The 24474-nt window shown below is 72.1% G+C and carries 26 protein-coding genes; 20 read left to right on the top strand and 6 right to left on the bottom strand.

Annotated elements, in window-relative coordinates; genetic code table 11:
• The first annotated feature begins 164 nt into the window (after nucleotides 1–164).
• Both DBP14_RS12335 and DBP14_RS12330 read left to right on the top strand, forming a co-directional pair.
• Complete coding sequence (locus DBP14_RS12335; protein WP_129307291.1) at nucleotides 165–1253, top strand: hypothetical protein; 1089 nt, start codon at nucleotides 165–167, stop codon at nucleotides 1251–1253.
• Nucleotides 1254–1285: 32 nt separating this feature from the next.
• Nucleotides 1286–2209: a helix-turn-helix domain-containing GNAT family N-acetyltransferase gene (locus DBP14_RS12330; protein WP_129307290.1), complete on the top strand. Its 924-nt coding sequence runs from the start codon at nucleotides 1286–1288 to the stop codon at nucleotides 2207–2209.
• Here the strand turns inward: DBP14_RS12330 and DBP14_RS12325 are convergent.
• A complete protein-coding gene (locus DBP14_RS12325; RefSeq protein ID WP_129307289.1) occupies nucleotides 2174–3148 on the bottom strand; it encodes a LysR family transcriptional regulator in 975 nt (324 codons plus the stop codon). The genes DBP14_RS12330 and DBP14_RS12325 overlap by 36 nt on opposite strands.
• Nucleotides 3149–3276: 128 nt before the next feature.
• Between DBP14_RS12325 and DBP14_RS12320 the strand changes: the two genes are divergently transcribed.
• From DBP14_RS12320 to DBP14_RS12250, 15 genes are all read left to right on the top strand, one after another.
• On the top strand, nucleotides 3277–4680 hold the full coding sequence (locus DBP14_RS12320) for an MFS transporter (protein ID WP_129307288.1): 1404 nt from the start codon (nucleotides 3277–3279) through the stop codon (nucleotides 4678–4680).
• A 111-nt stretch (nucleotides 4681–4791) separates the two neighbouring features.
• Nucleotides 4792–6003, top strand: coding sequence for a sensor histidine kinase (locus DBP14_RS12315; RefSeq protein WP_241740880.1), 1212 nt, complete (start codon nucleotides 4792–4794; stop codon nucleotides 6001–6003).
• Nucleotides 6000–6620: a response regulator transcription factor gene (locus DBP14_RS12310; RefSeq protein WP_129307286.1), complete on the top strand. Its 621-nt coding sequence runs from the start codon at nucleotides 6000–6002 to the stop codon at nucleotides 6618–6620. The genes DBP14_RS12315 and DBP14_RS12310 overlap by 4 nt, the downstream gene beginning before the upstream one ends.
• A 268-nt stretch (nucleotides 6621–6888) precedes the next feature.
• The gene (locus tag DBP14_RS12305; protein WP_129307285.1) at nucleotides 6889–7482 is read left to right on the top strand and encodes a heme-binding protein; all 594 of its coding nucleotides are present in this window, start codon (nucleotides 6889–6891) and stop codon (nucleotides 7480–7482) included.
• Between the two features lie 33 nt (nucleotides 7483–7515).
• Entirely contained in the window at nucleotides 7516–8070 is a 555-nt protein-coding gene (locus DBP14_RS12300; RefSeq protein WP_129307284.1) for a DUF664 domain-containing protein, read from the top strand.
• A 193-nt stretch (nucleotides 8071–8263) separates the two neighbouring features.
• Nucleotides 8264–9784: an aldehyde dehydrogenase family protein gene (locus tag DBP14_RS12295; RefSeq protein WP_129311812.1), complete on the top strand. Its 1521-nt coding sequence runs from the start codon at nucleotides 8264–8266 to the stop codon at nucleotides 9782–9784.
• Between the two features lie 69 nt (nucleotides 9785–9853).
• Nucleotides 9854–11383 (top strand): GMC oxidoreductase, encoded by a 1530-nt coding sequence (locus DBP14_RS12290; protein WP_129307283.1) that lies wholly within the window; start codon nucleotides 9854–9856, stop codon nucleotides 11381–11383.
• Entirely contained in the window at nucleotides 11383–12624 is a 1242-nt protein-coding gene (locus tag DBP14_RS12285) for a betaine/proline/choline family ABC transporter ATP-binding protein (RefSeq protein WP_129307282.1), read from the top strand. Before DBP14_RS12290 ends, DBP14_RS12285 begins: the two co-directional genes overlap by 1 nt.
• Nucleotides 12624–14615 (top strand): ABC transporter permease subunit, encoded by a 1992-nt coding sequence (locus tag DBP14_RS12280; RefSeq protein WP_129307281.1) that lies wholly within the window; start codon nucleotides 12624–12626, stop codon nucleotides 14613–14615. Before DBP14_RS12285 ends, DBP14_RS12280 begins: the two co-directional genes overlap by 1 nt.
• Before the next feature lies 1 nt (nucleotide 14616).
• Nucleotides 14617–15591: an ABC transporter substrate-binding protein gene (locus DBP14_RS12275; protein WP_129307280.1), complete on the top strand. Its 975-nt coding sequence runs from the start codon at nucleotides 14617–14619 to the stop codon at nucleotides 15589–15591.
• A gap of 156 nt (nucleotides 15592–15747) precedes the next feature.
• Nucleotides 15748–17160, top strand: coding sequence for a condensation domain-containing protein (locus DBP14_RS12270; protein ID WP_129307279.1), 1413 nt, complete (start codon nucleotides 15748–15750; stop codon nucleotides 17158–17160).
• Nucleotides 17161–17369: 209 nt separating this feature from the next.
• Nucleotides 17370–17615 carry a hypothetical protein gene (locus DBP14_RS12265; protein WP_129307278.1) on the top strand — a complete coding sequence of 82 codons (246 nt, stop codon included), beginning with the start codon at nucleotides 17370–17372 and terminating at the stop codon, nucleotides 17613–17615.
• 47 nt (nucleotides 17616–17662) lie between these two features.
• Nucleotides 17663–18097 (top strand): hypothetical protein, encoded by a 435-nt coding sequence (locus DBP14_RS12260; RefSeq protein WP_129307277.1) that lies wholly within the window; start codon nucleotides 17663–17665, stop codon nucleotides 18095–18097.
• Between the two features lie 150 nt (nucleotides 18098–18247).
• Complete coding sequence (locus tag DBP14_RS12255) at nucleotides 18248–18565, top strand: hypothetical protein (protein ID WP_129307276.1); 318 nt, start codon at nucleotides 18248–18250, stop codon at nucleotides 18563–18565.
• Nucleotides 18566–18756: 191 nt separating this feature from the next.
• A complete protein-coding gene (locus DBP14_RS12250) occupies nucleotides 18757–19101 on the top strand; it encodes a hypothetical protein (protein ID WP_206739256.1) in 345 nt (114 codons plus the stop codon).
• A 103-nt stretch (nucleotides 19102–19204) separates the two neighbouring features.
• Here the strand turns inward: DBP14_RS12250 and DBP14_RS12245 are convergent, their stop codons facing one another.
• From DBP14_RS12245 to DBP14_RS12235, 3 genes are all read right to left on the bottom strand, one after another.
• Nucleotides 19205–19486 carry a hypothetical protein gene (locus tag DBP14_RS12245; RefSeq protein ID WP_129307275.1) on the bottom strand — a complete coding sequence of 94 codons (282 nt, stop codon included), beginning with the start codon at nucleotides 19484–19486 and terminating at the stop codon, nucleotides 19205–19207.
• A gap of 228 nt (nucleotides 19487–19714) precedes the next feature.
• The gene (locus DBP14_RS12240) at nucleotides 19715–20008 is read right to left on the bottom strand and encodes a hypothetical protein (protein ID WP_129307274.1); all 294 of its coding nucleotides are present in this window, start codon (nucleotides 20006–20008) and stop codon (nucleotides 19715–19717) included.
• Between the two features lie 208 nt (nucleotides 20009–20216).
• Complete coding sequence (locus DBP14_RS12235; protein ID WP_129307273.1) at nucleotides 20217–20702, bottom strand: hypothetical protein; 486 nt, start codon at nucleotides 20700–20702, stop codon at nucleotides 20217–20219.
• A gap of 392 nt (nucleotides 20703–21094) precedes the next feature.
• On the opposite strand from DBP14_RS12235, the gene DBP14_RS12230 reads away from it, so the two are divergent.
• From DBP14_RS12230 to DBP14_RS12220, 3 genes are all read left to right on the top strand, one after another.
• A complete protein-coding gene (locus tag DBP14_RS12230; RefSeq protein ID WP_129307272.1) occupies nucleotides 21095–21892 on the top strand; it encodes a hypothetical protein in 798 nt (265 codons plus the stop codon).
• 70 nt (nucleotides 21893–21962) lie between these two features.
• Complete coding sequence (locus DBP14_RS12225) at nucleotides 21963–22238, top strand: hypothetical protein (RefSeq protein ID WP_129307271.1); 276 nt, start codon at nucleotides 21963–21965, stop codon at nucleotides 22236–22238.
• 128 nt (nucleotides 22239–22366) lie between these two features.
• On the top strand, nucleotides 22367–23065 hold the full coding sequence (locus DBP14_RS12220) for a chaplin (protein WP_277752699.1): 699 nt from the start codon (nucleotides 22367–22369) through the stop codon (nucleotides 23063–23065).
• 145 nt (nucleotides 23066–23210) lie between these two features.
• On the opposite strand, the gene DBP14_RS12215 is transcribed toward DBP14_RS12220, so the two are convergent.
• Entirely contained in the window at nucleotides 23211–23933 is a 723-nt protein-coding gene (locus DBP14_RS12215) for an isocitrate lyase/phosphoenolpyruvate mutase family protein (protein ID WP_129307269.1), read from the bottom strand.
• Nucleotides 23930–24454 carry a carboxymuconolactone decarboxylase family protein gene (locus tag DBP14_RS12210; RefSeq protein ID WP_129307268.1) on the bottom strand — a complete coding sequence of 175 codons (525 nt, stop codon included), beginning with the start codon at nucleotides 24452–24454 and terminating at the stop codon, nucleotides 23930–23932. Before DBP14_RS12210 ends, DBP14_RS12215 begins: the two co-directional genes overlap by 4 nt.
• Nucleotides 24455–24474: the final 20 nt, after the last annotated feature.

Raw genomic sequence — 24474 nt, 5'->3', positions numbered from 1 at the left:
GCCGGGATGGGTAATCACCCCCCAAGTTCCCGCACCCCCACCCCACTTCACTCCAGCCCCGCCCGCGAACGGTCCGCTCCGGTTTCGTCCCCGAAGGGTCCCCCGCCCGATTTCGCCGCTACCGTCGAAAAGCAGCACAGGAACGGTGATTCGGGGGGTTCGCGATGAGCGACGGGAATGACGCAAACGACGGGGACCGACAGGAACGGCCAGGTGAGGCGGTCGTCGACAGCCACGCCCCCACCGAGGAGGACAAGGAGAAGGCGGAGAGGGCACCCCAGACGGAGACGACGAAGGCGACCAGCCCCCTGACCAACATCCCGCCCCCGCCCTTGCACCAGCCCCGTACGCCGACCCCGGCCGAAGCCGACCGTCGCCGAGGCGACCCGCCACCCCCCGCGCCGGACCCGACCGTGGTCAACGCTCCGCCCCTGCCCCCACCCGGCTGGTCCACGGCCAACACCTACGTCGGCCCACCCCCGCCCCCACCGCCGGCATACGCCCCGCCCCAGCCCGGCGCGCCAGCCCCCGCCCCCACTCCCACCCGCGCCCGAGCCAACGCCCGCCTTACGGCGCTCCTCGTCGCCATGGTCGTCGTAGGCCTCGGTTCCGGGCTCGGGGTCTGGTACGTCGGCCGGGACCACGGCGGCGGCAGCGGCACCACCGGTGCCTCCGCCCCGCCGACCGCCGTCACGGCCACCACCGCACCGGACAGCGAGCCGGCCGGCACCCCCACCCCCGGAGCCACCCCCACCACGCCGGGCGCCCCCACGACATCGGGCGCCCCCACCACCCCCGCCGGATACCGCCTCACCACCGACCCCGTCGGCTACACCCTCGCCGTCCCGGAGGGCTGGACGCGGCGGCAGAAGCAGGGGGAGAAGGCGGCCGTCGTGTACTACGACTCCCCGTCCGACGGACGCCAGCTGCAGATCTTCGAGCTGTCCGAGTCCACCCCGTCCGAGTCCCTGGACCTCGCCGAGAACGACCCCGGCTACGGCTACGCCCACGAGCCCGGCTTCCAGGCCCGGGGCAGCGACTCGGGGGACACCTGGGCGGAGTTGTCGTACCGCTACGACGACGAGGACAAGGGCGCCCGGCAGGTCATCGACCACCGCTTCCAGGCACCCGACGGCACGCTCTACGCGATCCGCTCCAGCGGCCCGGAAGACCTCCCCGCCGACCAGATCCGCACCCCCCTCACCACCGCCCTGTCCTCCTTCTGCCCGACGAACGCGTCCTGCGCCGCCTAGCTCAGTCACTGTTCTTTGACTAAAGTCAAAGAATGACCGAACCAGTCCCGGCGGAGCAGGTCGCCGCCTTTCGTCGCTTCAACCGGTACTTCACGCGGCGCATCGGGGCCCTGGACGAGCACTACCTCGGCCAGGACCGGCCGCTCGGGGAGGCGCGGCTGCTGTTCGAGATCGGGGAGGGGGCCGGGGTGTCCCTGCGGGAGCTGCGCGGGCGGCTCGGGCTGGACGCGGGGTATCTGAGCCGGATGGCGAAGGCGTTGCAGGCGCAGGACCTGGTCCGGGTCGGGGTGGCCGCGCACGACAACCGGCAGCGGACGATCGAGCCGACGCCGGCCGGGCGGGTCGAGATAGGTGAGCAGAACCGGAGGTCCGACGCCCTGGTCGCCGGGCTGCTCGGAGGGCTCACGCCGGCGCAGCGGGCCGAGCTGACCGGGGCGATGGCGACGGCGGAGCGCCTGCTGCGGCTGGCCGGGATCCGGGTGGAGGTCGTCGAGGGCGGCGCCCCCGACGCGCTGGCCTGCCTGGACGCCTACGCCGCCGATCTCGACGCCCGCTTCCCGGAGGGCTTCGACAAGGCCGCGCTCGTCCGTCCCGAGGAGGTGTCCGGGGACGCCGGTGCCTTCCTCGTGGCGTACGAGGAGGGGCGGCCCGTCGGCTGCGGGGCGCTGCGCCGGCTGGAGCCTGGCGTCGGCGAGATCCGGCACGTGTGGGTGAGTGCGGGCGCCCGCCGGCTGGGCCTGGCCCGGCGGCTGCTGGACGGGCTGGAGGGACAGGCCCGGGAGCGCGGTCTGGACGTCGTACGGCTGGACACGCACGCCGTGCTCACCGAGGCGCAGGCGATGTACCGGGCGTGCGGGTACACCGAGATCCCGCGTTACGACGACAACCCGTACGCCGGGCACTGGTTCGAGAAGCGGCTGTCAGGCGAGGGTGCCGGAACCGGGGTCGCCGGCTGACCACTGGGCCATCAGCTCCCGCACGCAGGAGCGCAGCCAGGCGTGCGCCGGGTCGGCGTCGTGGCGTGGGTGCCAGGCCAGACCGACCTCGATCGCGGGGAGTCGGAGAGGGAGTTCGAAGACGGCCAGGCCGAGCGTGATGGCCAGGGGGCGGAACCAGGAGCTGATGAGGCCGATCAGGTCGGTCTCGCGCAGCACGAACAGTGAGCCCGGGAAGGTGCCGACGCTGCCCGTCACCTGGCGCTCCAGCCCGTGTCCGGCGAGCGCGTCGTCGATGGGACCGCGCAGCCGGCCGCGCCGGGACACGATGAGGTGCTCGGCGACGGTGGCGAACCGCTCGGGCGTCAACTCGCCGTCCAGCAACGGGTGTCCGGGCCGTACGACGCCCAGCATCCGGTCCTCGTGCAGGCGCTCCACGCGCACCTCGGGCGAGACCGCGTCGATCACCCCGACCTCCAGGTCGGCGGTGCCCTGCCGCAGGAACGGCCCGTCGACATGGCTCTCGGACAGGAAGCGGAGCCGGATGCCGGGCGCGTCGCGGGCGGCGCGGGCGAAGAGCGCGGCGCCGAGCGCGGCGGCGATGGTGTCGTGGCCGATGATCGTGAACGTCCGGCTCACCGTGCGCAGATCGGCGTCCTGACCGGCGGCGAACAGGGCACGGGCCCGCTCCACCACCGCGCTCACCTCGGCCCGCACCGCCAGCGCGCGCGGCGTCGGCACCATCCGGCGTCCGGCGCGCACCAGTACCGGGTCGCCGAGCGCCTTGCGGACCCGGCCGAGCGTGCGGCTCATGGCGGGCTCCGACAGATGCAGCCGGCGGGCGGCACCGCGCACACTCTGCTCCTCCAGGAGCACGTCCAGGGCGAGCAGCAGATTCAGGTCGACGGCCCCGGCGTCCGCCGCCGCACCGGGCTCCTCATTGGATTGCGTCACGCGCAAGTATCCCTTGCAAAGGTTGCACTGGAAAGCAGGTCATTGCCGAGCCTACGGTGACAGGGCAGCCCACGGACAGCCCGCGAGTGTCCCGTGGGCATCCCACACCAACCGCCTAGCTTCCAGGAGGAGCCGTGCCCCCGCACGCCCTGAAACGCTCCACCCTGCTCGCCCTGTGCGCCTGCGTCATGGTCGCGCAGGGCATGGTCGCCGCCATCAACCTGCTGATCCCGGAACTGAGTTCGTCCTCCCTGCACCCCTCGCACAGCGAGATCCTGTGGACCGTCGACGCGTACGTCATCGTCTTCGCCGGCCTCCTCGTCCCCGCCGGCGCGCTCGGCGACCGCAACGGCCGCAAGGGCGCCCTGCTCACCGGCCTCGCCCTGTTCGCGGCCGGCGCCGCCACCAGCGCCCTCGCCACCACCCCGGCCGTCCTCATCGCGGGCCGGGGCCTGTCCGGCGCCGGAGCGGCCCTGATCACCCCGGCCACCCTCTCGATCATCATGCAGCTGACCACGCCGGAACACCGGGCCCGCGCGATGGCCGCCTGGACACTCGCGCTCGGCCTGGGCGGCGCCGCCGGCAACATCGGCGGCGGCCTCGTCGGCCAGTTCCTGTCCTGGCGCGCCCTGTTCGCCGTCATGGTCCCGCTCGCCGTGCTCCTCGCGGCCGCCGTCGCCGTCACCACCCCGCGCACCGAACGCTCCGCGCACAGCCACCCCGACCCGCTCGGCACCCTCCTGCTCACCGGCGGTCTGGCCGCCGTCCTGTTCGGCATCATCGAGAGCCAGTCGTACGGCTGGACCTCCGCCCGCATCCTCGGCGCGTTCGTGGCAGGCGCCGTACTGATCTGCGCCTTCACCGTCCACGCCCTGCGTTCGCCCGCCCCCCTCTTCGACCCCCGCGTCTTCGCCTCGCCCCGGCTGCGCGCCACCTGCCTCGGCACGGCCACCGGGTTCTTCGGCCTGTTCTCCCTCTTCTTCCTCAACTCGCAGTACCTGCAAGGCGTGAAGGGCTACGGCGCGGCCCTCACCGGGGTCGCGATCATGCCGCTGACCATCGGCATGTTCCTCGTGCCCCGGTTCGCCGCACGCTGGTCCGGCCGTCCCCGCGCGGTCATCGGCAGCGGGCTCGGCCTGATCGGTCTCGGCCTGCTCGGCGCCTCCACCGCCGACGCGGGCACCCCCTACTGGGGCTACGCCTGCTGGCTGCTCGTCATCTCCGCCGGCACCGGCCTGTCCATGCCCGCCCTCACCCTCGGCGTCGTCACCTCCCTCCCGCCCCACCAGGCGGGCCTCGGCTCCGGCCTCGGCACCACCGCCCGGGAGACCGGCGCCGCGCTGGGCGTCGCCGTCACCGGCACGATCCTGTCCACCCACACCGACCTCACCCACGGCATGGGCCCCTCCCTGCGCGTCGTCGCCCTGATCGTCCTGGCGGCCACGGCACTCGTGGTCCTCGGCTACGGCGGCGGTCGCCGGTCGCGGCTGGTCACCGCCGGCACGGAACGCGAACCGGTGCGTTCGGCGAGCCGGTGAGGTCCGGGCGCGCATCCCCCGGGGGTCGACCGATCGGCTGATGCCGCCGTCGTCCGCAGGGGCCACCATGGAGCCGTACGACCAGGTCGGATGTGCTGCGGAGGACGAAGGATGGAGCGGGACCCGGACGCCCGGTGGCTGGCGCGCGTCATGCACCTCGCGTTCTTCCTGCTGCTCGGCGCCTCGCTGCTCCGCTTCCTGCTGCGGCACCCCTGGCAGGGCCGCAGCCCCTGGATCATCGTCCTGTCCGCCGCGCTGGCCGCGTTGTACGTCCTCGGGCCGGCCCTCGGTACCCTCGCGGCCCCGCGCAGGATCGCCTGGCTGGTCACGGTCGTCGCGGTATGGGCGGTCCTGGTCGTGCTGGCCCCGAGTTTCGCCTGGTGCGCCGTACCGCTGTTCTACACCGGCCTGCGCACCCTCCGGCCACGCGCCGCGCTCGTCCTCGTCGCCCTGTTGACCGTGTTCGTGGTGGCCGCGCAGGTCAAGCTGTCGCACGGCGGCTGGGACCCGAACCTGCTGGTCGCGCCACCCGCGGTGGCCGCACTCGCGACGGCGGTGTACGTGCACGCCGAGCGGCAGGCCGGCCGGCAGCGCGCCCTGATCGACGACCTGATCAGGACCCGCCGTGAACTGGCCGACACCGAGCGCCGTGAGGGCACCCTCGCCGAGCGGCAGCGGCTCTCCATGGAGATCCACGACAGCCTCGCCCAGGGCCTGTCCAGCCAGCGGATGCTGCTCCAGGCCGCCGACCGCACCTGGGACAGCGACCCGGGAACCGCACGCCGGCACGTACGCACCGCCGAGTCCATCGCCGAGCACAACCTCGCCGAGGCCCGCCGCTTCGTGCACGACCTCGCGCCCGCGGATCTCGCCGAGGGCGGCAGCCTGACGGAGGCGCTACGGCTGCTCGCCGACCGCGAGTCGGCCGGCTTCCGGGTCGACGGCAGCCCCGTCCCAGTGCCGGACGGGGTGCAGTCGGCGCTGCTGCGGATCGCCCAGGGCGCGCTGGCCAACGTCCGCGAGCACGCCGCCGCACGGTCCGCCGCGCTCACCCTCACCTACCTCGGCGACCAGATCGTCCTCGACGTCGCCGACGACGGCAGCGGCTTCGAGCCGGGCCACGCCCGGACGGCGGACGGGCGCGGGCACGGACTGCCCGCCATGCGCGCCCGGGTACGCCGGCTCGGCGGCACCCTCACAATCGAGTCCGGGCCGGGGGAGGGCACGGTCGTGTCCGCCGCGATCCCCTTGACGGGCCAAGAGGTACGGGAGACCCGGGAGGCCCATCGGACTCAAGGGCCCCAGGAGGAGGACGAAGAGTGACCGTACGGATCCTGCTCTGCGACGACCACGCCGTCGTCCGCGCCGGACTGCTCGCCCTGCTCGGCAGCGCCGACGGGATCGAGGTCGTCGGCGAGGCCGGCCGCGGCGAGGAGGCGGTCGCGACGGCCGCGAAGCTGAAGCCGGACGTCGTGCTGATGGACCTCCAGCTGGGCCCCGGCATCGACGGCGTCGAGGCCACCCGGCGGATCGCCACGCCGGACGTCCACGTCCTGGTGCTGACGACGTACGACACCGACGCCGACATCACCCGCGCCATCGAGGCCGGCGCCACCGGCTATCTGCTGAAGGCGGAGCGCCCCGAGGAGCTCTTCGCCGCGATCCACGCGGCGGCCCAGGGGCGTACGGCCCTGTCGGCGCCGGTCGCCGGCCGTGTCATGGACCGCATGCGCGGTGCGGGCCGCCCCACCCTGACCGACCGTGAGCGCGACATCCTGGCCCAGCTCGCCCAGGGACTCGGCAACCGCGAGATCGCCCGCGCCCTGTTCATCAGCGAGGCCACGGTCAAGACCCACCTGGGCCGCATCTACGCCAAGCTCGGCGTGGAGACCCGGTCCGGCGCGGTCGCCGTCGCGAAGGAGCAGAGGCTGCTGCCGTAGCGGGCGGGCCCGGTGGGTCGGAACAGGTCAGCGCGGCGGGGTGGGCGGACGCTCGGCGGCGCGGCGCCGAGCGCGGGTGGGTCAACCGATCGGATGACCCTCGTGTCGTCCGTCCCGCGCGCCGGGACGAGCCGGTGTGCCGACGGGAGTGAGGGGGTCGCGGCCGGAGGGTGGAGGCAGGGCGCACCACGTGCCCCGGGGTCCGTCCGGCCACCCGGCCGGGCAGCCCGCCACGATGCACCGACCACACGACAGGACGTCGCACACCATGCAGCACAAGGCCGAGAAGTCCTCCACCCGCGCCAAGCTCGTCACCGTCACCGCGACCGCGGCCCTCGCGGTCGCCGGCGTGGCCATCGGCGGCGCGGTCTCCGCCTCCGCGGAACCTCAGACGGCCGCCCAGGCGACCCAGGCCGCCCCCGTCTCCTCGGCCGCCCTGAAGGCCAAGACCACGACCACCTCCACGCGCCTCACGATCGAGGCAGCCACCGACGCCGCGCAGGCCGCGCTGGACGCCGCCGAGAAGGAGAACCAGCACGTCACCGTCGCCGTCGTGGACCGCGACGGCAACACCGTCGTCACCCTGCGCGGCGACGGCGCCGGCCCGCAGTCGTACGAGTCGGCGGTCAAGAAGGCCTACACCGCCGTCGCCTGGAACGCCCCCACCTCCGAACTGGCCGAGCGCCTGGCGCAGGCCCCCAACCTCAAGGACATCCCCGGCACCCTCTTCCTGGCCGGCGGCGCACCCGTGGACGCCGGGAAGACCCCGATCGCGGGCATCGGTGTCGCGGGTGCCCCCTCCGGCGACCTGGACGAGAAGTTCGCGGGCGCCGGCGTAGCCGAACTGACCAACGGCCGCTGACCCGGGAGCTGGGCGCGGCGTACTGTCGCGCCCATGACCGAACTCCCCTTGTACGAACCCCCCGTGGCCGGCACCGAGACCGACACGCTCATAGGGTCCCTGGAGCGGCTGCGGCGGACGTTCGCCTGGAAGTGCGCCGACCTGGACGCGGCCGGGCTGGGCGCGAGGCTGTCCACGTCCTCGCTGACGCTGGGCGGGCTGCTCAAGCACCTCGCGCTCGTCGAGGACGAGTACCTTACCCGGCGGCTGCTCGGGCGGCCGATGCCCGCGCCGTGGGACGCGGTGGACTGGGACGCCGAGCCGGACTGGGAGTGGCGGTCGGCCGCCACGGACAGCCCGGAGGCGCTGTGCGGGCTGTGGCGGGACGCCGTCGCCCGCTCCCGCGAGCATGTGGCCGAGGCCGTCGCCGACGGTGGTGCCGGGTACCGGGCCGCGTACGTCTCGCGCACCGGGGAGTCGCCGAGCCTGCGGCGGCTGCTCGTCGACATGATCGAGGAGTACGGCCGGCACGCCGGCCACGCCGATCTGCTCAGGGAGGGTGTGGACGGGCGGGTGGGGGAGGACCCGCCCGCCGGCTTCCAGGTCTGAGGAGCTGGACCCCTCTCAGCGTCGACGAAATGTCCGGTTTCATCATATTTCTTCCGAACTAGTAGTGACCCCCCGCACTTTCGGTCACCGATCGCGCATGCGATTCGGGTGGCCGGGCAGGCGGTCACGGTCCCCGAGTGGGTCACGTGTGTGACAGAGGGGTACGGAACTGGAACGGAAGGCAATACGGATGATGGCGGACAGAACGGAACGAGACACCCGGGCGACGGTCCACGTCGCCGGGGACTGGCTGGACGCGGTCTCCGGCGCCACGCGCGAGATCGTCGACCCGGCGGACGCCCTGCCGTTCGCCGTCGTCGCCGAGGGCGACGAGAAGGACGCGGAACGGGCGGTGGCCGCCGCCCGGCAGGCCTTCGACACCGGCCCCTGGCCGCGCACACCCGTCGCCGAACGCGCCGCACTGCTGCGCCGCGTCGCGGACCTCCTCGTCCGCGACCGCGAGGAACTCGGCCTGCTGGAGAGCCGCGACGCGGGCAAGACCGTCGAGGAGGGCCGCGTCGACATCGACTGCGTCGCCGACGCCTTCCGCTACTTCGCCGACCTGGTCGCCGCCGAGGCGCCCGGCCGGGTCGTCGACGCGGGCTCGCCCGGCATCCACAGCGTCGTCGTGCACGAACCCGTCGGCGTGTGCGCCCTCATCACGCCCTGGAACTATCCGCTCCTCCAGGCCAGTTGGAAGATCGCTCCGGCCCTCGCCGCCGGCAACACCTTCGTCGTCAAGCCCAGCGAGATCACCCCGATGACCACCATCGCGCTGATCGGGCTGCTGGCGGAGGCGGGCCTGCCCGCAGGCGTCGCCAACCTCGTCACCGGCCCCGGCCACACCGTCGGCGCCCGCCTCGCCGAACACCCCGACGTCGATCTCGTCTCCTTCACCGGCGGCCTGGTCAGCGGCGTCAAGGTCGCCCAGGCCGCCGCGCCCACCGTCAAGAAGGTCGCCCTCGAACTCGGCGGCAAGAACCCGAACGTGGTCTTCGCCGACGCCTGCGCCACCGACGACGGCTTCGACACCGCCGTCGACCAGGCCCTCAACGCCGCGTTCATCCACAGCGGCCAGGTCTGCTCGGCCGGCGCCCGCCTCATCGTCGAGGAGTCCGTCCGCGACCGCTTCGTCACCGAACTCGCCCGCCGCGCCCAGAGGATCAGGCTCGGCCGGGGCACCGAGACCGGCGTCGAGTGCGGGCCCCTCGTCTCCGAGCAGCAGCGGGCCAAGACCGAGGCGTACGTCGCCTCCGCGCTCGCCGAGGGCGCCCTGCTGCGCTGCGGCGGCAAGCGGCCCGAGCCCTCCGCGGAACGCCCCGCCACCGGCTACTTCTACGAGCCGACCGTCCTCGACGGCTGCCACCGCGAGATGAAGGCCGTACGCGAGGAGGTCTTCGGGCCCGTCCTCACCGTGGAGACCTTCCGCACCGAGGACGAGGCCGTGTTCCTCGCCAACGACACCGAGTACGGCCTCGCCGGCGCCGTCTGGAGCGCCGACACCGCCCGCGCCCGCCGCGTCGCCGCCCGCCTGCGCCACGGCACCGTCTGGATCAACGACTTCCACCCCTACCTGCCGCAGGCGGAGTGGGGCGGCTTCGGCAAGAGCGGCACCGGCCGCGAACTGGGCCCCGCCGGGCTCGCCGAGTACCGCGAGACCAAGCACGTGTACGAGAACCTCGCGCCCGAGCCCGTGCGCTGGTTCGCCGGCTGAGCCCACCCGCCCTCCCTCTTCTCCGACCGACCTCTCTGACCCCTCAGGCCTCTCTGGAGTAACACCCTCATGTCCGAGACCCCCCACGTCTACGACTACGTCGTCATCGGCGGCGGCACGGCGGGCTCCGTCATCGCCTCCCGCCTCACCGAGGACCCCGACGTCACCGTCGCCGTCATCGAGGGCGGCCCCAGCGACGTCGGCCGCGACGACGTCCTCACCCTGCGCCGCTGGATGGGCCTCCTCGGCGGCGACCTCGACTACGACTACCCGACCACCGAGCAGCCACGCGGCAACTCCCACATCCGGCACAGCCGCGCCCGCGTCCTCGGCGGCTGCTCCTCGCACAACACCCTCATCGCCTTCAAGCCCCTGCCCTCCGACTTCGACGAGTGGGAGGCCGCCGGCGCCAAGGGCTGGGGCGCGGTGCCCATGGAGGCGTACTACGCCCGCCTGAAGAACAACATCGTCCCCGTCGACGAGAAGGACCGGAACGCCATCGCCCGCGACTTCGTCGACGCCGCCCAGACGGCACTCGGGGTACCCCGCGTCGAGGGCTTCAACCGGAAACCCTTCAGCGAGGGCGTCGGATTCTTCGACCTCGCCTACCACCCCGAGGACAACAAGCGGTCCTCGGCGTCGGTGGCGTACCTGCACCCGGTCATGGACGAACGCCCCAACCTGCACCTGTTCCTGGAGACCTGGGCGCACCGGCTGGAGCTGGACGGCACCCGCGCCGAGGGCGTGCACGTGCGCACCAAGGACGGCGAGGACCTGCTGATACGGGCCCGCGGCGAGGTCGTCCTGTGTGCGGGCGCCGTCGACTCCCCGCGTCTGCTGCTGCACTCGGGCATCGGGCCCCGCCAGGACCTCGAAGCGCTCGGCATCCCCGTCGTCCACGACCTGCCCGGCGTCGGCGAGAACCTGCTCGACCACCCCGAGTCGGTCATCGTCTGGGAGACGAACGGGCCGATCCCCGACAACTCCGCGATGGACTCCGACGCGGGCCTCTTCGTGCGCCGCGACCCCGGCCACGCCGGCCCCGACCTGATGTTCCACTTCTACCAGATCCCGTTCACCGACAACCCCGAGCGACTGGGCTACCAGCGGCCCGAGTTCGGCGTCTCCATGACACCGAACATCCCCAAGCCCAAGTCCCGCGGCCGGCTCTACCTCACCAGCGCCGACCCGGCGGTGAAGCCCGCCCTGGACTTCCGCTACTTCACCGACGAGGACGACTACGACGCGCGGACCCTCGTCGACGGCATCCGCATCGCCCGCGAGATCGCCAGGTCCGAACCGCTCGCCGGCTGGCTCAAGCGCGAGGTCTGCCCCGGCCCGGAGATCCTCGGCGACGCCGAACTCAGCGAGTACGCCCGCAAGGTCGCCCACACCGTCTACCACCCCGCCGGCACCTGCAAGATGGGCGCCGCCGACGACGAACTCGCCGTCGTCGACCCGCAGTTGAAGATCCGAGGCCTCGACGGCATCCGCATCGCCGACGCGTCCGTCTTCCCCACCATGCCCGCCGTCAACCCGATGATCGGCGTCCTCATGGTCGGGGAGAAGGCCGTCGACCTGATAGGAGGTGACGCCTGATGGCGCTCACGGTCCCCACCCGCAAGCCCCCCACCGACGACGCGTCCGGCACGCCCGTCTTCTCCGTCGACGGCCTGTGGAAGGTGTTCGGTCCCAAGGCCGACCGCGTCCCCGCCGACCCCGAACTGGCCGCCCTGGACCCCGCCGAGCTGCGCACCCGCACCGGCTGCACGGCCGCCGTCCGGGACGTCTCGTTCGACGTCCGCAAGGGCGAGGTGTTCGTCGTCATGGGCCTGTCCGGCTCCGGCAAGTCCACCCTCGTCCGCTGTCTGACCCGCCTCATCGAGCCGACGGCCGGCACGATCGCCATCGACGGCGAGGACGTCCGCGCCATGGACCGCTCCCGGCTGCGCGAACTGCGCCGCCACCGGGCCGCTATGGTCTTCCAGCACTTCGGCCTGCTCCCGCACCGCACGGTCCTCGACAACGTGGCGTACGGCCTTGAGGTCCAGGGCGTCCGCAAGGCCGAGCGGCGCGCACGGGCCGCCGAGGTCGTCGCCAAGGTCGGCCTGGAGGGCATGGAGAAGCGCCGCCCCGGCCAGCTCTCCGGCGGCCAGCGCCAGCGCGTCGGCCTCGCCCGCGCCCTCGCCGTCGACCCCGAGGTGCTCCTCTTCGACGAGCCGTTCAGCGCCCTCGACCCGCTGATCCGCCGCGACATGCAGGACGAGGTGACCCGCCTCCACCGCGAGGAGGGCCGCACCATGGTCTTCATCACGCACGACCTCTCCGAGGCCCTCAAACTCGGCGACCGCATCGCCCTGATGCGTGACGGCCAGGTCGTCCAGCTCGGCACCCCGGAGGAGATCGTCGGTTCCCCGGCCGACGACTACGTTCGCGAGTTCGTCCGCGACGTCCCGCGCGAACAGGTCCTCACCTGCCGCACCGCGATGCGCCCCGCCACCCCCGCCGAAACCACCGACGGCCCCGCCGTCACCCCCGACACCACAGTCTCCGAAGCCATAGAAGCAGTAGCCCGCACCGGCACCCCGGCCCGAGTAATGACCGAGGGCCGATGCCTGGGAGTGGTAGACCACGAGCAACTGCTCGGAGTAGTGGCCGGCGTAGCCGCGGGCAGTCGTGCCGCTGGGGCGGCAGCCCACCCTGCAGCGGACGCGGACGCCGCCGCCGACGTAGCTGCGGGCAGTCGTGCCGCTGGGGCGGCACGGGTGGGCGCAGCGGCACCCGCACAGCGCCGGGAAGCGACCCAACCCCCGGGCCCGAGCACCCCGGAGGCCGTCTGATGGCAACGCTCACAGCGACGACGTCCAGTACGAGAACCCCGGCCCTCCTGAAATCCCGGGCCACCCGCAAACTCCTCGTCCTAGCCCTAGCCGCAGCGATCCTCGCCCCGATCCTCAACACCCACTGGGGCAGCGGCGCCTGGCCGCACGCCCTCACCGTCGACCTCTCCCACCCCCTCGGCAAGGTCAACGACTGGATCATCGACAACCGCGACAGCCACCCCCTCTTCCTCTACTTCTTCGGCTACATCAGCAACGCCGTCGTCATAGCCGTCCGCGCCGTCTACCTCACCCTCCTCGCCGCGGGCTGGGCCGGCGTCACCGCCTTCGGCGCCCTCCTCGCCTGGCGCCTGGGCGGCATCAAGCTCGCCACAGGCACGGCCGCCGCCTTCCTCACCTGCGGCGCGCTCGGCATGTGGGTGCCCACGATGCAGACCCTCGCCCTCATGGTCGTAGCCGTCCTCGTCTCCGTGGCCGTCGGCGCGCTCCTCGGCCTCGCCTCCGGTCTCTCCGACCGGATGGACCGCGCCCTGCGCCCGGTGCTGGACACCATGCAGGTGCTCCCGGCGTTCGCGTACCTCCTCCCCGTCGTCCTGGTCTTCGGCATCGGCGTCCCCGCGGCCGTCCTCGCCACCGTCGTGTACGCCGCCCCGCCGATGGCCCGCCTCACCGCGCTCGGCCTGCGCGGCGCCGACCCCGAGGTCCTGGAGGCCGTGGAGTCGCTCGGCACCACCGCCCGCCAGCGGCTGCTGACCGCCCGCATCCCGCTGGCCCGCAAGGAACTCCTGCTCGGCCTCAACCAGACGATCATGATGGCGCTGTCCATGGCCGTCATCGCCTCCGTCATCGGCGCCGCCGGCCTCGGTGACCGCGTCTACCAGGCCCTCGCCTCCGTCGACGTGGGTGCGGCCCTCGCCGCCGGCATCCCGATCGTGCTGCTGGCGGTGGTCCTGGACCGCGTGACCGGCGCGGCCGGCGCCGGCCGCGAGCAGTCCGGCCGTGGGCGGTCCAGCCACGAGCAGCCCGGCCCGCTCGGGGGGCCGTACGCCCGTGCCGTGGCCCTCGCCGCGGTCCTCGGCGGCACCGTCGCCGTCGCGCTCGCCGCCCGGCTCCTGGGCCGGCCCGACTGGCCCGCCTCCTGGACCGTGGACATCGCCTCGCCCGTCGACCGGGCCGTCGACTGGATGACCTCCCACCTCTACTCCGGTGTCCCGGTCGTCGGCGGCACCGCCGACTGGGCGGGCCACTTCACCACCTGGGTCCTGAACCCGGTCCGCTCCGGCCTGCAGGGGCTGCCCTGGTGGGCGGTGCTGCTGGTCGTCGCCGCGCTGGCCTGGCTGATCGGCACCTGGCGCACCGCTCTGACGGCCGTGCTCGCGATGGCCGCGATCGGCGTGCTCGGCGTGTGGAGGCCGTCCCTGGACACGCTGTCGCAGGTGCTGGCCGCCGTCGCCGTCACCCTCGTCCTGGGCTTCGCGGCCGGTATCGCCGCCGCCCGCAGCGACCGCGTCGACCGCGCGCTGCGCCCGGTCCTGGACGTCTTCCAGACGATGCCGCAGTTCGTGTACCTGATCCCGGTCGTCGCCCTGTTCGGCGTGGGCCGCGCGCCCGCCGCCGCGGCGGCCGTCGTGTACGCGCTGCCGGCCGTCGTCCGGATCACCGCGCAGGGCCTCAGGCAGGTCGACCCGGCCGCGCTGGAGTCCGCGCGTTCGCTCGGCGCGACCAGCCGCCAGCAGCTCTGGCAGGTGCAACTCCCGCTGGCCCGCCGCTCGTTGCTGCTCGCCGTCAACCAGGGTGTGGTCCTCGTCCTCGCCGTCGTCATCATCGGCGGCCTGGTCGGCGGTGGCGCGCTCGGCTACCAGGTCGTCTTCGGCCTGGCCCAGGGCGACCTGGCGACCGGCCTGGTCGCCGGTGCCGCCATCGTCTGCCTCGGCCTGATGCTCGACCGGGTGACGCAGCCGACGGAACGCCGCGCGAGGAAGGGAGCCTGACATGCGTACGCGCACCCACATCCGTACGACCGTCCCGGTGGCCGTCGCCGCCGCGTCCGCGCTGACGCTGCTCACCGGCTGCGGCGCCGCCGACATGACCAAGCAGGCCTCGCCGTTCGCCAACGCGCGGGGTTCGAAGACCGTCACCCTGTCGGTGCAGTCCTGGGTCGGCGCCCAGTCCAACGTGGCCGTCGCCCAGTACATCCTGGAGCACAAGCTCGGCTACCGCGTCGACACCGTCCAGGTCGACGAGGTGCCCGCCTGGGACGCGCTCAGTCAGGGCCGTGTCGACGCCATCCTGGAGGACTGGGGCCACCCCGACCAGGAGAAGCGGTACGTCGAGGACAAGAAGACGATCGCGCCCGCCGGCGGCCTCGGGGTCACCGGGCACATCGGCTGGTACGTCCCGACCTACCTGGTCAAGCAGCACCCCGACATCACGAACTGGAAGAACCTGAACAAGTACGCCTCCCTCTTCCGCACCGCGGAGAGCGGCGGCAAGGGCCAGCTGATGGACGGCTCCCCGTCGTACGTCACCAACGACAAGGCGCTGGTGAAGAACCTGAAGCTGAACTACCAGGTAGTCTTCGCCGGTTCCGAGGCGGCGCAGATCACCCAGATCAAGCAGTTCGCCAAGGAGAAGAAGCCGTTCCTGTCGTACTGGTACGCCCCGCAGTGGCTGTTCGAGAAGGTGCCGATGACGGAGGTGAAGCTGCCGCCGTACAAGGAGGGCTGCGACGCCGACCCGGCGAAGGTCGCCTGTGCCTACCCGCGCACCCCGCTGCAGAAGTACCTCAACGCCGGTTTCGCCAAGTCGGGCGGGAAGGCGGCCCAGTTCCTGAAGAAGTTCAAGTGGACGACCCAGGACCAGAACGAGGTCTCGCTGATGATCGCCGAGAAGAAGATGAAACCGGCGGACGCGGCGAAGAAGTGGGTGGACAGCCACCCGTCCGTCTGGAAGAAGTGGCTGTCTTGATTCCGCTGTCCTGAACCGTGCGGCACGGGCGTGGTGCCTCGCTTCCTCGTTCGAGGTATCACACATCCCGCTGAAAAGCGGGCCTCCACCGCGCCCGTGGCGCGCGTACGGCCCGCCCTTCAGCAAGCTGGTGTCTTCTGCGAAGGAGACGCCACCGTGCGAATTTCTGACATCCAGCGCTGCGAGGTCCGGCCAGGACGGCTCGTCGAGTGGAGGTTCAGCCCGGCGACCATCGCGGCCGCGGCGGCGCTGCCACCGGATCCGCGGCCGCCGGCGTACATCCAGGAGTCGCACATCAGGACCGCCCGGTCGGTACGGGAGGACGGACTGTTCGTACCGACCTGGCTCGGCGCGGCCTTCGACCTGCCCGGCCGGGCCGACCTCGACGCCCTGGAACGGGCGTTGCGCGGCTGGACGCTGCGGCACGAGACGCTGCGCAGCGGCTTCAGGTGGGCCGGGGACGAGATGCAGCGGTTCACGCTGGACGAGAACGACGTGTCCCTGCACCGCGAGGAGGTCGGCGACTTCACCGACCCGGCCGCGCTGGTCCGCTATCTCCAGGACCGGTTCGACGCCACCGCGGACGCGCTCGGCTGGCCCAACCTCATCTACGCGGCGGTCGTTCGCGACGACACCACCAGCGTGTACCTGGCCTTCGACCACACCAACGTCGACGCCTACTCGATCCACCGCATCCCGGAGGAGATCACCGCGCTGTACACGGCGGACGTCACCGGCGTGCCCGTCAGCAGCCCGTCCGTGGGCAGTTACGTCGACTTCTGCGAGCAGGAGCGGGCGAACGCGGACGGCATCGACGACACCCACGCGATCGTCGCGCGCTGGCGGGAGTTCATCGCCCGCTGCGACGGCCGGCTCCCGGAGTTCCCCGTCGACCTCGGTCTGCGGCCGGGCGGGGAGCTGCCCACCCAGAAGCTGGTGTGCGAGCCGCTCGTCGACGCGGACGCCGCCGCCGCGTTCGAGGCGTACTGCCGGCCCTACGGCGGCAGCCTCGTCGGCATCCTCGCCGCGACCAGCCTGATCGTCCACGAGCTCGGCGGGCAGCCGGTCTACCGCACCGTCGTGCCGTTCCACACCCGGCTGAAGTCCGCGTGGTCGGACTCGGTCGGCTGGTACGTCGGCGGAGCGCCGATCGAGGTGCCCGCGGCGCCGGACCTGCAGACCGCGCTCAGCACCGTCCGTGCCGAGCTGCGGGCCAACCGGACGCTGGCGCGCATTCCGCTGGCGCGCGTCCTGCGGCTGCTCGGCGCGGACTTCCGGCCGACCTCGCCCGACATGTACTCGATCATCTCGTACGTGGACGCCCGGCTGATCCCCGGCGCCGCCGACTGGGCCGAGCAGAAGGCGTACGGGCTGATCCGGGTGTCGTACGGCGACCAGCTGTGCGCCTGGGTCAACCGGCTCAACGAGGGCCTGTGGTTCGCCTGCCGCTACCCGGACACCGACATCGCGTACAAGAACGTACGGCGGTACGTCGAAAGGCTGCGCGACCTGATCCTCTCCGTGCCCGCCCCCGAGCGCCCGCTGCTCGCGGAGCCGGCGCTGTCCTGACGCCCGTTCCCGCCGCTCGGCCGCCGCCGGATGATTCGTCATCTGATGTGGCTGGTTGAGGCCAGTTGACACCCAACGGGTGATTCCGGGTAACCACATCCCACTTGTGACGGATAGTCCGTACGAAGCGGGTTTCACCACCACCGCCAGTGCGCGTGCAGCCGCACTGGGCCATCAATTCGCCGTATGAGCAAAGGACCGAGGGTTCCATGCGCAAGCTTCAGCAGGTCGTGATCGCAGCAGTGGCGGTCGCAGGCGGACTGTCCGCCGTGGGCGCCGCCCCCGCCATGGCCGACGCCTACGGCAGTGAGCCGCAGGTGTCCGACCAGTACCGCCCCTACCAGGAGTGCAGCCCGCAGACGGTGTCCGAGAACGACGTCCCGCTCGCCGTCCTCGGCCTCTCCGACACCTTGGACACCACCTGCGGCCAGTACAACAACGCCTTCGGCGGCTGAGTCCGGCCGCGTCGTCCGGGCATCCCTACCAAGGAAAGCGCACCCAGATGTTCAGCAGGAAGAAGATCGCGGCCGTCTCGGGACTCGTCGGCGGCCTCGCCGCGTCCTGCCTCGGCCTCACCGCGGCGCACGCCGCCGCAGACCCGGGAACCTGTACGCGCGACCTCCTGGGCAACCTCAGCTGTACGCAGCGGATCAAGGGCGAGGTTCCCGAGGGCGGCAGCCTGCCGCACCAGGACACCTGCAAGCAGCAGCAGCCGGTGCGGGTGCCCGCCGTCCTGGGCAACGGCTCGGAGCTGTACGGCCCCACGGTGACCTGCAACCCCTCGACGGTGGGGGTCTCTCCCACGCAGCCCACGATGGGAGTCGCCCCGGCGCAGCCCACGATGGGTGTGGCGCCGCTCAGGGCCGACGAGCCGGGCTGGGCCGGAGACGCGGCGATGCGCCCCATGGGCCGGATCCTTCCGGTGGAGGCACCCTGACTCGGGTCGGGGCACCGTAACTCCGGTACGGCAGACGGGGCATACGCGCCGCATGAGCGTGGCCAGATCCTCGGTAACTACGGATTGTGTGTATATGCTCACACTAAGTAGTCAGGCCGGGCGTTCGCCCGGACACGAAAGGGTCTTTCCATGCGTAAGTTTCAGCGCGTTGCAGTCGTAGCGGCGGCCGTCGCGGGGATCTCCTTCCTCGGTGCCGGGGTCAGCTCCGCCGCCGGCGGCGAGGACGCGCCCCCGCAGATCACCGCTGTGGCCAACTCGACGGCCAACGCCGTGGCCACCGGCGGCGACTACCTCTACAACATGCCGGCGCCCCAGCCGGAGATGCAGCCCGAGGAGCAGCAGGCCCAGCCCCAGGAGCAGCAGGCCCAGCCCGAGGCGCAGCCGCAGGTGCAGGGCAACGCCGGTCCGGAGCAGGGCGGTTACGAGCAGAACCAGGGTGACCAGTAAGCACGCACCCAAGGCGGCCCGGACGCACGTCGACCCTGTCGGGGGCGGGCGTCCGGGCCGCGGCGCTGTCCGGACCTCTGCGGCCCGGGCGCACGGCCGGCGACGGTACGCGCGCCCGGGCTCCCTCGTACTCCCGACGTCACACCCCACGTAACTCCCGAAGCAACTCTCGCCGCGAAGGAAGACAACTCATGTTCACTACACGGAAGATCGCCACGGTCACCGGGCTCGTCGGCAGCCTCGCCGCGTTCTGCGTCGGCGCCGGACACGCGTACGCCGCCGGGCCCACGGACGGCTGCGAGACCACCGCGCAGGGCGGCACGGTCTGCGTGCACAAGAGCGAGACCCGGCAGGACAAGGACGGCAAGCACATCATCAGGCAGGCGCAGGACTGCTCCACGTCCGACCGCCCGCGCGTGGTGTTCCCCGACGACCGGCTGACGGACGGCGGCTCCACCAGCGTCGGCGAGCACATCGACTGCTCCAACACGGCCAAGCTGCCCAAGGGCTTCAAGAAGCCGCACATCGAGTGGTGAGCACCCCCGCGGACCGCCCGCACAGACGACGGTCCCCGGTGTCCCGACCAGTGGTCGGAGCACCGGGGACCGTCGTTCTTCGGCCCTGTGTGCCGCGCTCGTCCTACTTGAACGAGTTGTTGCAGCCCATGCTCGAACCCAGGGACGACTGCTGCGCACCCGCGTTGCCCTCGCCGTTCAGCAGGTTGCCGCCCAGGCCGTTGAGGATGCCGACCTCGCCGAGGATGTCGACGTTGCTGTCGTGCGACCGGCAGGTGCTGCTCTGCGTGATCTGGAATTCGTCACCGTGGCCCCCGCCCTGGCCGGCATAGGCGGTTCCGGCGCCCAGGAGGCCGAGGCTTCCGAACGCGGCCAGGAGAACGGCGGTGGTGCGGAGCTTGTGCATGTGATCTCCGGTGGAATGAGGTGGGTGCGATCTTTGCGAAATCGCCAGCTGTGCCATAAAGGCTGATACGAAATTCTCGAAAATATCGTGCGACGCGCCGAAATCGATTGTTTTTCACTGCGTTTGACGGGTTCGGCTATTCCGGCGCACACAAATGGTCCCGGCACCCGGCCGCAGGCCCGGTGCCGGGACCATTCACCGTCCCGCGCCGCAGCGCCGGACAAGGTCTCAGAACGCGCTGTTGTTGCAGCCCATGGTCGAACCGAGGTTGGTGGCCTGGGCGCCCGGGTTGCCCTCGCCGTTCAGGGCGTTGCCCAGAACACCGTTCAGCAGGCCGACCTCACCGAGGACGTCCAGGTTCAGGTCGTGCGACCGGCACTGGGAGCTCTGGGTGATGTTGAAGCGGTCGCCGTGGTCGCCGCCGTGCTCGCCGCCCATGCCGCCCGCGTAGGCGGTACCGCTGGCGAGCCCGATCGTGCCGAGGGTGGCGACGAGGACGGCGACGTTGCGAAGCTTGCGCATGTCATCTCCGGGGGAGTGAGTGGTGCGATCTGTGACAGATCGATGTTTTACAGACACGGGAGATTAGTAGGAAATACGCCAAAAACGGGCAGCGGCACGCCGCTCGGTCGACGGCGCGTCAAAAACACCCCAATGTCGTATCGCACAGCGAACGGGCCTCTCGGCCATGCCTGCCGAAAGGCCCGTGCACGACGGCGAATTGGGGCCGTCAGCCCTGGTACTGCGTCTGCGACTGCGCGCTGGCGAAGGAGTTGGACTGGCTGTTCGCCTGCGTGCAGTCGACACCCCGGGTCTCGGCGGCGGCGAGCAGGGCCACCGGGACGTTGGCGCCGAGCAGCGTCTGCGGGCTGCACTCCTGGTAGGGGCGGAACAGGTTGGCCTGGCCGACGGGCCCGTTCTGCGCCGTCTGCTGCGCCGGGGCGGGCGAGGAGATCTGGGGGCTGATCTGCGGGTTCAGCTGGGGGTTCACCTGCGGCGCGACCTCGGTGCCGCGCGACTGCTCCGGGGCCGGCGTGCCGTACGACTGCACGCTCGCCTGCGCGTTGGTGGCCGAGGCCGCCTGGGCGTCCTGCTGCGAGAGGGGAGTTGGCGCGGTGCCGGGATAGAGCGGGGCGGCGGAGCCGGGACCGGCGCCAACTCCGGCCAGACCACCGGCTGCTGCGACGATGAGCGCGACTTTCTGAAGCTTGCGCATGGAATCCTCGGCCCTTCATTGACCTGTGCAGGGAAACTGATGAAATGACTTATGAGGCAGCGCGGGTGGTGCTGTCGCCGTGGCCCTGAATGGCAATGACAGTGAAAGGCCGCGACGGACCATCGTCCTCGCCCCGTGGGGGAACGACATTCGCGCGGACTCGGATACGGCCGCCGCGCCGTGGTCACCCGTTTGCCGCACGCCGTACGGGCGGCGACACGCGCTCCGGGGGCGGCAAACGGGTGACGCACGTTTGGGCGGCCGTGACCCCGGCCGGACAATCCTCGTTTCAGCGGGGAGAGGGCAGTGGACGCGGACCTGCGGTAAGTGAAGCGGACGCTGTCGGCTCCCAGTCGACTTCCTCATTCAGGTACTGAAGGGCCGAGGGTTCCATGCGCAAGCTTCACAAGGCCGCGATCGTGCTGGCAGCGGCCAGTGGTCTGTCCGCCATCGGCGCCGGCGTCAGCCAGGCCGACGCCCCCGTGGGATATGGCGGTCCCGCGCCGGCGCCGGCTCCGGAGCAGCCGGCTCCCCTGGCCGCACCCCAGGCGCCCGCTCCCCAGCAGGCCGCCTACGCCGCCGGCTCCTCGCAGGGCACGGCCCGGGCCACGGCCGCCCCCGTCTACCAGCAGCCCGCGCCGCAGTACCAGCAGCCGGCCCCCGCCTACGGCCAGCCGCAGGCCGCGCCGGCCCCGCAGTACCAGCAGCCCGCACCCCAGTACCAGCAGCCCGCCCCCGCGCCGCAGTACCAGCAGCCCGCGCCCCAGTACGCCCCCGCGCCGCAGTACCCGCAGCAGACCGGGTACGCCGCCGCCTCGGCCTCCTCGCAGGGCACCGCCCAGGCCACCACGTCGCCGTACCCGCAGCAGCAGATGGCGCCGGCTCCGCAGTACCAGCAGCCGGCCCCCGCCTACGGCCAGCCGCAGGCCGCGCCGACGCAGGTCGTGCCGCAGGTCGTACCCCAGGTCATGCCGCAGGTCGCCCCGCAGGTGGCCATGCCCCCCGGCCTCGCCCCCCAGTCGGGCCCGACGCAGGTCACCCCGCAGGTCAACCCCCAGCTGAACCCGCAGGTGAACCCGCTCATCAACCCGGTGCTGGGCCAGCCGAGCGTGCCGCAGCTCTCCCCGGTCGGCCTCGGCCAGATCGCGGCGCCTCCCGTCGGCCAGCTGGGCCTGCCCCGACTCGGCTGACCGGGGCCCCGCAACCCCCCGCTCCGCCCGCATCCCCTTTTCGACCAACCGCTAGACCAACGGAGAACCAATGCGCAAGCTCCACAAGGCAGTCCTCGTGGGCGCCGTCCTCGGCAGTGTCTGCTCCTTCGGCGCCGGCACCGCCCTCGCCCACGGAGAGCCGGGTCACGACATCGACGTCACGCAGGGCACCGAGTGCCGCTCGCACGACATGAACATCGAGGTCCTCGGCAGCGTCGGCGCCCTCACCGGCCTCGCGGGCAACGTGCTGAACGGCGAGGGCAACCCGGGCGCCCAGCAGAGCCACCTCGGCTCCGACATGGGCTGCAACAACGGGGCCTTCTGACCTCACCGGCTGACAAACCACCACTTTTTCGTTTCTTTTGCGTTTGACCTGGCGCGGGTGAGTGCCCGCGCCACGTCTGGAAGGGCAGGGAACCCATGAAACGGGCTACCCGAAACAGTGTGATCGCCATGGCCGTCGCCTCCGGTGCGATGGCGGTCGCGGGGTCGGCCTACGCCGACTCCGCCGCGGACGGCTCCGCGAGCGGCTCGCCCGGGGTCCTCTCCGGCAACAGTGTCCAGGTGCCGCTGGACGTCCCCGTCAACGTGTGCGGGAACACCGTGGACGTGGTCGGTCTGCTCAACCCCGCGATGGGCAACAGCTGCGCCAACCACGGCGGCGACTCCGGCGGGGACAAGGCGTCCTCGGCCACGGGGCACCAGGGCCCCTCGCGGGACCGGCACCATGGCTCGTCCGGGCACCACGGCTCCCCGACGTCCAGGGACGGCAATTCCTCCACGTCGGGCGGGGCCTCGGCCTCCGGCGTCACCGAGGACTCTCCGGGCATCCTCTCCGGCAACGGCCTCCAGCTCCCCGTCCACCTGCCCGTGAACCTCAGCGGCAACAGCGTGAACGCGGTGGGCGTCGGCAACCCGGTCTTCGGCAACGAGTCCGTCAACGGCCCCGCCGACCAGCCCACCAAGTCGCGGGCCCACCACACCACCAAGGCCCACCGGACCACCGTCGTACGGGAGCGGACGGGCCCCATGCTCGCCCACACCGGCGCGGACAACCCGTGGATCCCCGCCGCCGCAAGCCTCGCCTCCCTCACAGCAGGAGCGGTCCTCTACCGCCGCTTCCGCCCGAGGACCGCCCACCGCGAGGCGTAACCCCGTCGAGTCATGACTCCGGCGAGGGGCAGCGCCCTGGACGCGCCCCAAAGGGGCGCGGGGCTGTGTTCATATGCGGCTCCGCCGCGTGGGCGCGACCAGCCACGACGGCGCCGCCGCCGAGGAACGACACCACAGGCCACTGTCAGAGGAGCCCCAGGCAAAGCTCCCTCAAAGCGGCCAGCGCCCCCCGCTGAAGCGCAGGCCCGAACGTGACCCGAGTAGCCCCGAGTTCGCCCAGCACGGCGAGCCCGGGGCCCTCACCCCCCACCCGCGCCAGCATGTTCAGCGGCCCCGGGATCCCCTCCCGCAGCACCGGCAGCACCTCCGCCGGAGCGAAGATCGGATACACGCAGTCGGCCCCGGCCGCCACATACGCCGCGGCCCGCTCGATCGCCTTCCCGGCATCCCCGTCACCGTGCACGAACACATCGACACGGGCGTTGACGAACAGCCGGTCACCGGCCACCGCCCGCACCTCCGCGAGGAACTCGGCCTGCTCACGCGGGTCCTTCAGGACACCCCCCGCACCCGAGTCCTCCAGATTGCACCCCACGGCCCCCGCCTCCAGCAGCCGCTCGACGAGCTCCTTCGCGGGGAGGCCGTAGCCGCCCTCCACATCCGCCGACACCGGCACGTCCACCGCTCGTACGATCCGGGCGACCGCCGCGAACATCTCGTCGGCCGGCGTCGACCCGTCCGCGTACCCGAGGGCGGCGGCCACGCCCGCGCTGGGCGTGGCCAGCGCGGGGAACCCCGCCTCGACGAAGGTACGGGCACTGGCCGCGTCCCACGGGCCGGGCAGCACGAGGGGATCGCCGGGAGCGCGCCCCAGGTGCAGCGCGCGGAAGACGTCCACCTCGCTCACGCGTGCTGCCCCGGCTGGTAGTGGCCCGGCGTCATCCGGGTGGTCACGCCGAACCGGTTCCAGGCGTTGATCACCGTGATCGCGGCGATCAGCCGGGCCAGCTCGGCCTCCTCGAACAGCTTGGCGGCCCGCTCGTACACCTCGTCCGGCACGAAGCCTCCCCCAGACTCCGTCCGGGAGGTGCCCCCAGTCAGGACGGTGACCGCCTCGGTCAGCTCGATGGCGGCCAGTTCCTTCTCCGTGTAGAAGTGCCGGGACTCCTGCCACGCGCTGAGCTGCACGATCCGCTCCACGCTCTCACCGGCCGCGAGCGCGTCCTTGGTGTGCATGTCCAGGCAGAAGGCGCAGTGGTTGAGCTGCGAGGCGCGGATCTTCACCAGCTCGTACAGCTTGGGGTCCTGGCCCTTCCGGACCGCCGCCTCCAGCCTGATCATCGCCTTGTAGACCTCGGGGGCGTGCTGGGCCCACTGCAGGCGGGGGGCGTGCTCGGGGGCGTACTCGACCGTTTCGTCCATGCTCATGCTCTCGACCCTACGAGCCA

Origin of the sequence: Streptomyces sp. L2, from assembly GCF_004124325.1 — a bacterium.
Taxonomy (GTDB): domain Bacteria; phylum Actinomycetota; class Actinomycetes; order Streptomycetales; family Streptomycetaceae; genus Streptomyces.
Note: the sequence above shows the minus strand (reverse complement) of the source record. Positions and strands in the feature narration are given on the sequence as shown.

Bases quoted from the DNA above. Each gene is read 5' to 3' on its own strand.
- DBP14_RS12265 (WP_129307278.1), top strand. From the start codon at position 17,370: ATGCGCAAGCTTCAGCAGGTCGTGATCGCAGCAGTGGCGGTCGCAGGC.
- DBP14_RS12235 (WP_129307273.1), bottom strand. From the start codon at position 20,702: ATGCGCAAGCTTCAGAAAGTCGCGCTCATCGTCGCAGCAGCCGGTGGT.
- DBP14_RS12315 (WP_241740880.1), top strand. From the start codon at position 4,792: ATGGAGCGGGACCCGGACGCCCGGTGGCTGGCGCGCGTCATGCACCTC.
- DBP14_RS12285 (WP_129307282.1), top strand. From the start codon at position 11,383: ATGGCGCTCACGGTCCCCACCCGCAAGCCCCCCACCGACGACGCGTCC.
- DBP14_RS12225 (WP_129307271.1), top strand. From the start codon at position 21,963: ATGCGCAAGCTCCACAAGGCAGTCCTCGTGGGCGCCGTCCTCGGCAGT.
- DBP14_RS12220 (WP_277752699.1), top strand. From the start codon at position 22,367: ATGGCCGTCGCCTCCGGTGCGATGGCGGTCGCGGGGTCGGCCTACGCC.
- DBP14_RS12230 (WP_129307272.1), top strand. From the start codon at position 21,095: ATGCGCAAGCTTCACAAGGCCGCGATCGTGCTGGCAGCGGCCAGTGGT.
- DBP14_RS12290 (WP_129307283.1), top strand. From the start codon at position 9,854: ATGTCCGAGACCCCCCACGTCTACGACTACGTCGTCATCGGCGGCGGC.
- DBP14_RS12260 (WP_129307277.1), top strand. From the start codon at position 17,663: ATGTTCAGCAGGAAGAAGATCGCGGCCGTCTCGGGACTCGTCGGCGGC.
- DBP14_RS12295 (WP_129311812.1), top strand. From the start codon at position 8,264: ATGGCGGACAGAACGGAACGAGACACCCGGGCGACGGTCCACGTCGCC.
- DBP14_RS12300 (WP_129307284.1), top strand. From the start codon at position 7,516: ATGACCGAACTCCCCTTGTACGAACCCCCCGTGGCCGGCACCGAGACC.
- DBP14_RS12280 (WP_129307281.1), top strand. From the start codon at position 12,624: ATGGCAACGCTCACAGCGACGACGTCCAGTACGAGAACCCCGGCCCTC.
- DBP14_RS12210 (WP_129307268.1), bottom strand. From the start codon at position 24,454: ATGAGCATGGACGAAACGGTCGAGTACGCCCCCGAGCACGCCCCCCGC.
- DBP14_RS12255 (WP_129307276.1), top strand. From the start codon at position 18,248: ATGCGTAAGTTTCAGCGCGTTGCAGTCGTAGCGGCGGCCGTCGCGGGG.
- DBP14_RS12250 (WP_206739256.1), top strand. From the start codon at position 18,757: ATGTTCACTACACGGAAGATCGCCACGGTCACCGGGCTCGTCGGCAGC.
- DBP14_RS12330 (WP_129307290.1), top strand. From the start codon at position 1,286: ATGACCGAACCAGTCCCGGCGGAGCAGGTCGCCGCCTTTCGTCGCTTC.
- DBP14_RS12335 (WP_129307291.1), top strand. From the start codon at position 165: ATGAGCGACGGGAATGACGCAAACGACGGGGACCGACAGGAACGGCCA.
- DBP14_RS12240 (WP_129307274.1), bottom strand. From the start codon at position 20,008: ATGCGCAAGCTTCGCAACGTCGCCGTCCTCGTCGCCACCCTCGGCACG.
- DBP14_RS12245 (WP_129307275.1), bottom strand. From the start codon at position 19,486: ATGCACAAGCTCCGCACCACCGCCGTTCTCCTGGCCGCGTTCGGAAGC.
- DBP14_RS12305 (WP_129307285.1), top strand. From the start codon at position 6,889: ATGCAGCACAAGGCCGAGAAGTCCTCCACCCGCGCCAAGCTCGTCACC.
- DBP14_RS12275 (WP_129307280.1), top strand. From the start codon at position 14,617: ATGCGTACGCGCACCCACATCCGTACGACCGTCCCGGTGGCCGTCGCC.